Raw genomic sequence first — 4406 nt, 5'->3', positions numbered from 1 at the left:
TGGTCTCCGAATAACTTCTTATTGCGGATTCCTGTTATAATTTTTGATTAACCTTGGGTTTCTCTACCCAAACTAAATCTTCTTGACGAGGATTGGTTATTCTTTAACTTTCAAAGTATTTTGTTTTCTCGGTTCAGGTGTCTTTGGCTCTCGCCTTGCCACTTATTTAATATATCTATTCTATCTGGTTTCGTCAAGGGGTTTGACAAACTTTTTTTTAGCTCACATCCTCAGGCTTCTTTCCCTTGATCCGAGAGACTTCTGCAGGATCTGAGTTTTTCAATGTTGCTCTATCTGAATGTGAAACGTCAAAATGACCTGTTTTTTTCTCGGATGTTCCTGTAGAGGAGCATTTCATACCAATTCGCTAACCCCAATCATCCCGATTTTACTCAGCAACGCTAGTTATTCCATATATATCAGCGGTTAATCCATGAACCCAACTATATATATTCTTCCTATTTCCTTTAGACCCTTTTGCTGATCATCTGTCAGGGGACCTGCCTAATGGTTCCCCAAGAATAGGGGAACCCAACACTAAACAGACGGACTTTTACAGCGATCGCCCTTGGGCTGACTTGTCAGTTCGCACCAACTGAGCAGCATAACTCTAAATCCAAATATAATCTTATTTGTCAACCATACTTGACAAATTGTAATAATAATGTTAAATTAGGTTACATAAAGTAACAAACACAAAAAACTATGTACACAACTATTAATGAAAAAGGTATTCTCAATAACTATGCCAAAGAACCCCAAATATACTGCGCCACCTACCCCAGCCAAGAGCAGCAACGTCAATATACTGTCCAAGCTGCATTTGCTACATTAATTGTCGCTACCTTAATTTTGGTTTCCTTGGGCGTTAGCTAAGATTTTTTGATTTTCGTATCGGTATCTCTCATCGTCAATTCGACTTCTCCTTCTCACCCTGGTTAGTTTCACCAGGGTTTTTTGTTGTGCAAAAATAATTCATCAGCCCCCAGAGAGTCTCAACATATCTCACCTTGAGGATTCGGGTGGAGGTGTGTCTAACATGATAATTTAGGTATCTACAATAAAAAAAAATATCAAAACCAGATATAGTCAGGAAAATTAATGATTAGACCGCGTAAGTCCTTTGCCCAACATTGGCTCAAAAGTGAAAAGGCTCTGGATGCAATTATTAAAGCAGCAGAATGTCGTCAGAGCGATCGCATCTTAGAAATAGGACCGGGTACCGGTATTCTCACTCGTCGTTTACTACCCCACGTGCAATCTCTCATAGCAGTAGAAATAGACTTTGACCTGTGCAAACAGCTAGCCAAGCAACTGGGGAAAAAGGACAACTTTTTACTATTGCAAGGGGACTTTCTGATCTTAGACCTACCATCCCATTTAGCATCATTCACCAATTTTCACAACCCTAATAAAGTAGTAGCCAATATTCCCTACAACATCACAGGGCCAATCATCGAGAAGTTGCTAGGTACTATAGCCCACCCCAACCCAGAACCTTATGATTCCATAGTGCTACTCGTACAAAAGGAAGTAGCAGAAAGATTGTATGCTAAACCTGGTTCTAGAACCTTTGGAGCCTTAAGTGTGCGGGTGCAGTATTTAGCTGATTGTGAATTCATTTGTACCGTTCCCGCGGGTGCATTTTACCCACCACCAAAAGTAGACTCAGCAGTAGTGCGGTTGAGTCCCAGACAGATAGAAACCCCAGCAATTGACCCCCACAAATTAGAAACTCTAGTAAAACTCGGATTTGGTGCCAAACGCAAAATGTTAAGAAATAATTTGCAATCCATTGTAGAACGCGATCGCCTGAGCCACTTACTGGAACAATTAGAAATAAATCCCCAAGTTCGAGCCGAAGACCTGAGTGTTCAGCAGTGGGTAACTTTAGCCAACTTATTGACAAATGCTACCAGTTCTGTGTAAGCAAAGACAGAGAACATCAAGGACACAAACAAACAAGTTCAGCGTGGCTCGTCACAAAGATATGGTATTGAATAACTAAAATTGAGCAGTCAAAATGCGTTCATACACTCTAATTGCTCCCGCCAAAATCAACTTGTATCTGGAAATCATCAGCGACCGGACTGACGGCTATCATGAGTTAGCGATGATACTCCAAAGTATCGGACTGGCAGACGAAATAAATGTACAGTCCCTTAGCAATCAAATGATTAGAGTCAATTGCAACCACCCACAAGTACCTACAGATCAAAGTAACCTAGCCTACCGAGCAGCCGAACTCATGGCGACGCAATTTCCTCAAGCCTTAGCTGAATACGGGGGCGTAGAAATTACGATTAACAAGCATATTCCCGTAGCTGCTGGATTGGCCGGAGGTTCCACAAATGCTGCAGCCGTGTTAGTGGGGATAGATTTACTGTGGAACCTGGGACTAACAAAATCAGAATTAGAAGAACTGGGTGCTACTCTTGGTTCAGATGTCCCGTTTTGCGTTGCCGGGGGAACAGTGATCGCCACAGGTAGAGGCGAGCAACTTTCTCCCTTACCAAACTTGGATACTATATATATAGTATTAGCCAAATATCGCAGCTTAGAAGTTTCTACAGCCTGGGCATACAAAACCTATCGCCAAGAATTTGGTAGTTCTTATCTCAGAGACACTGAAAATTTAGCAGCACGGGCGGCTGCAGTGCATTCGGCACCAATAGTTAAAGGTATCCTGAATAAAGATATAGGAGAAATTGCCCAAAAACTACACAATGACTTAGAACGTGTAGTTTTACCAGCTTATCCTCAAGTGTCACAACTGCGAGAACTATTTTCCGCCCAACAAGGCGTTTTAGCAACCATGATGTCTGGTTCTGGCCCCACAGTTTTTGCCCTAGTGGAGTCTGAAGAACAAGCACAAGCAGTTAAGCTACAGATAAGGGCTGCAGTTCCCGATGAGGACTTAGAATTATTTGTGACTCAGACTGTGATACATGGCATTCAGGTGACATCATCAATGGGTTGAGTGAAGTAGAAATTTACCACCAAGATAGTAAGACACGAAGAACATATGAGTGACCCAAAAGTAACACAAGCAGAAGCTGAAAATCAGGTTCCACCAACTCCTTTACGTTGCATCACAGGAGCGGTGTTTTCTGGAGGACTCGGATATGCTATGTATTCGCTAATGATATCCATAGCGACAACTTTCGCCACTAAACCTATCCATTCGGATAACCCCATGGTGGTAAATATTGGCTCTGCTGTCCGTACTTTAGTCGTCGGTGTAGTTGCCTTGGGATCTGGGATATTTGCCATAGTTGCAATTGGTTTGCTGGCGTTGGCAATGCAATTATTGTTACAGCAGTTGACAAAACCCAAAAACAGTTAACCTAGACCCAAAGCTGCATATTTTTGGTAATCAGGGTCAATACCAAGCATTTTATCACTACTAGGAATTTGAGAAACCTGGTTCTGATTTCTCCAATTTTTGGGCGATACACCATGATGCTGGCGAAATTGCCGGGAGAAATGACAAGCATTTTGGTAGCCTAGTGCTGTAGCAATCTGCTCTATTGTCTGATCAGTATCCGTCAATAAAGGACGGGCCGCGGCCATGCGGCGTTTGACAATCCAGCCATTAACAGTTTCACCTGTTCTTTTCGCCACTGTAGTGGTTAAGTATGCTGCTGAGTAACCAACGGCATCAGCTACGTTAGATAAGGTAATCCCTCGATGATAGTTAGCTTCAATATAGTCGAAAACTTCTTTGAGATGGGGAACGGCTGGAAAAATTGAGTTAGATTTGACAGGTCGGTTTGTATTATCGCCCACCGATTCTGGCATTTGCTGAGATTCAGTTGCATACCAGCAACGCAAAAGAGATTGCTTTTCTAATCTGATAGCGATCGCTTTGTGTAATTCTTCTAAAGTAGAAGGTTTAGTAATATAGTCATCAGCTCCCAACTCCATACCCTTACGAACATCTGTCTTATTGTCGCTACCAGTCAGAAAAATAAACGGAATAATCGCAGTCACAGGATCTTGACGCATGGTATAAAGAACGCTATAACCATCCATACCCGGCATCACAATATCGCAAACCACCAAATCAGGAAAATGGGTTTGTGTTTTTTCAATACCAACCAAACCATTTTCAGCACCTATAGTATTAAAACCGATCGCCTCAAGACCCATTAAATAAAGATTACGGGTAGTAGCATCATCTTCAATTATGAGAATTGTTTTCGTAGATTCCTGTGTCATTTCTCTATTAATAGGATTTGTAGCAAGGAACAATCAGCAAACTGTCCAGGACTTACGCAACTGGCACAAATAGGGAGCGGAGGGAGCCGCGCCACGGGACAATTTCAATTAAACCAAGCACATAGGAATACTTGGGCGTTTGAGTTGCTGTATTAAATAATTAGACAGCAAATTATGCTTGATTT

At 41.9% G+C, this 4406-nt stretch carries 5 protein-coding genes; 4 read left to right on the top strand and 1 reads right to left on the bottom strand.

From position 1 onward, the window contains the following. The first annotated feature begins 705 nt into the window (after positions 1-705). From psb34 to NWP22_RS12495, 4 genes are all read left to right on the top strand, one after another. The gene (gene psb34, locus NWP22_RS12510; protein WP_271730989.1) at positions 706-876 is read left to right on the top strand and encodes a photosystem II assembly protein Psb34; all 171 of its coding nucleotides are present in this window, start codon (positions 706-708) and stop codon (positions 874-876) included. 225 nt (positions 877-1101) lie between these two features. Continuing rightward, entirely contained in the window at positions 1102-1929 is an 828-nt protein-coding gene (gene rsmA / locus NWP22_RS12505) for a 16S rRNA (adenine(1518)-N(6)/adenine(1519)-N(6))-dimethyltransferase RsmA (RefSeq protein ID WP_271730987.1), read from the top strand. A 94-nt stretch (positions 1930-2023) separates the two neighbouring features. Next, a complete protein-coding gene (ispE, locus tag NWP22_RS12500) occupies positions 2024-2980 on the top strand; it encodes a 4-(cytidine 5'-diphospho)-2-C-methyl-D-erythritol kinase (RefSeq protein WP_271730985.1) in 957 nt (318 codons plus the stop codon). A 45-nt stretch (positions 2981-3025) separates the two neighbouring features. Next, positions 3026-3346, top strand: coding sequence for a DUF3082 domain-containing protein (locus NWP22_RS12495; RefSeq protein ID WP_271730983.1), 321 nt, complete (start codon positions 3026-3028; stop codon positions 3344-3346). Here NWP22_RS12495 and NWP22_RS12490 read toward each other — a convergent pair. Next, positions 3343-4221: a response regulator transcription factor gene (locus NWP22_RS12490; protein WP_271730981.1), complete on the bottom strand. Its 879-nt coding sequence runs from the start codon at positions 4219-4221 to the stop codon at positions 3343-3345. The two genes, NWP22_RS12495 and NWP22_RS12490, sit on opposite strands and share 4 nt — an antisense overlap. Positions 4222-4406: the final 185 nt, after the last annotated feature.

It is taken from the genome of Anabaenopsis tanganyikae CS-531, assembly GCF_029891675.1.
In the GTDB taxonomy this organism is placed as follows: Bacteria; Cyanobacteriota; Cyanobacteriia; order Cyanobacteriales; family Nostocaceae; genus Anabaenopsis; species Anabaenopsis arnoldii.
Note: the sequence above shows the minus strand (reverse complement) of the source record. Positions and strands in the feature narration are given on the sequence as shown.

Coding starts and splice junctions, on each gene's coding strand:
- psb34 (WP_271730989.1), top strand. CDS start 706: ATGTACACAACTATTAATGAAAAAGGTATTCTCAATAACTATGCCAAA.
- rsmA (WP_271730987.1), top strand. CDS start 1,102: ATGATTAGACCGCGTAAGTCCTTTGCCCAACATTGGCTCAAAAGTGAA.
- ispE (WP_271730985.1), top strand. CDS start 2,024: ATGCGTTCATACACTCTAATTGCTCCCGCCAAAATCAACTTGTATCTG.
- NWP22_RS12495 (WP_271730983.1), top strand. CDS start 3,026: ATGAGTGACCCAAAAGTAACACAAGCAGAAGCTGAAAATCAGGTTCCA.
- NWP22_RS12490 (WP_271730981.1), bottom strand. CDS start 4,221: ATGACACAGGAATCTACGAAAACAATTCTCATAATTGAAGATGATGCT.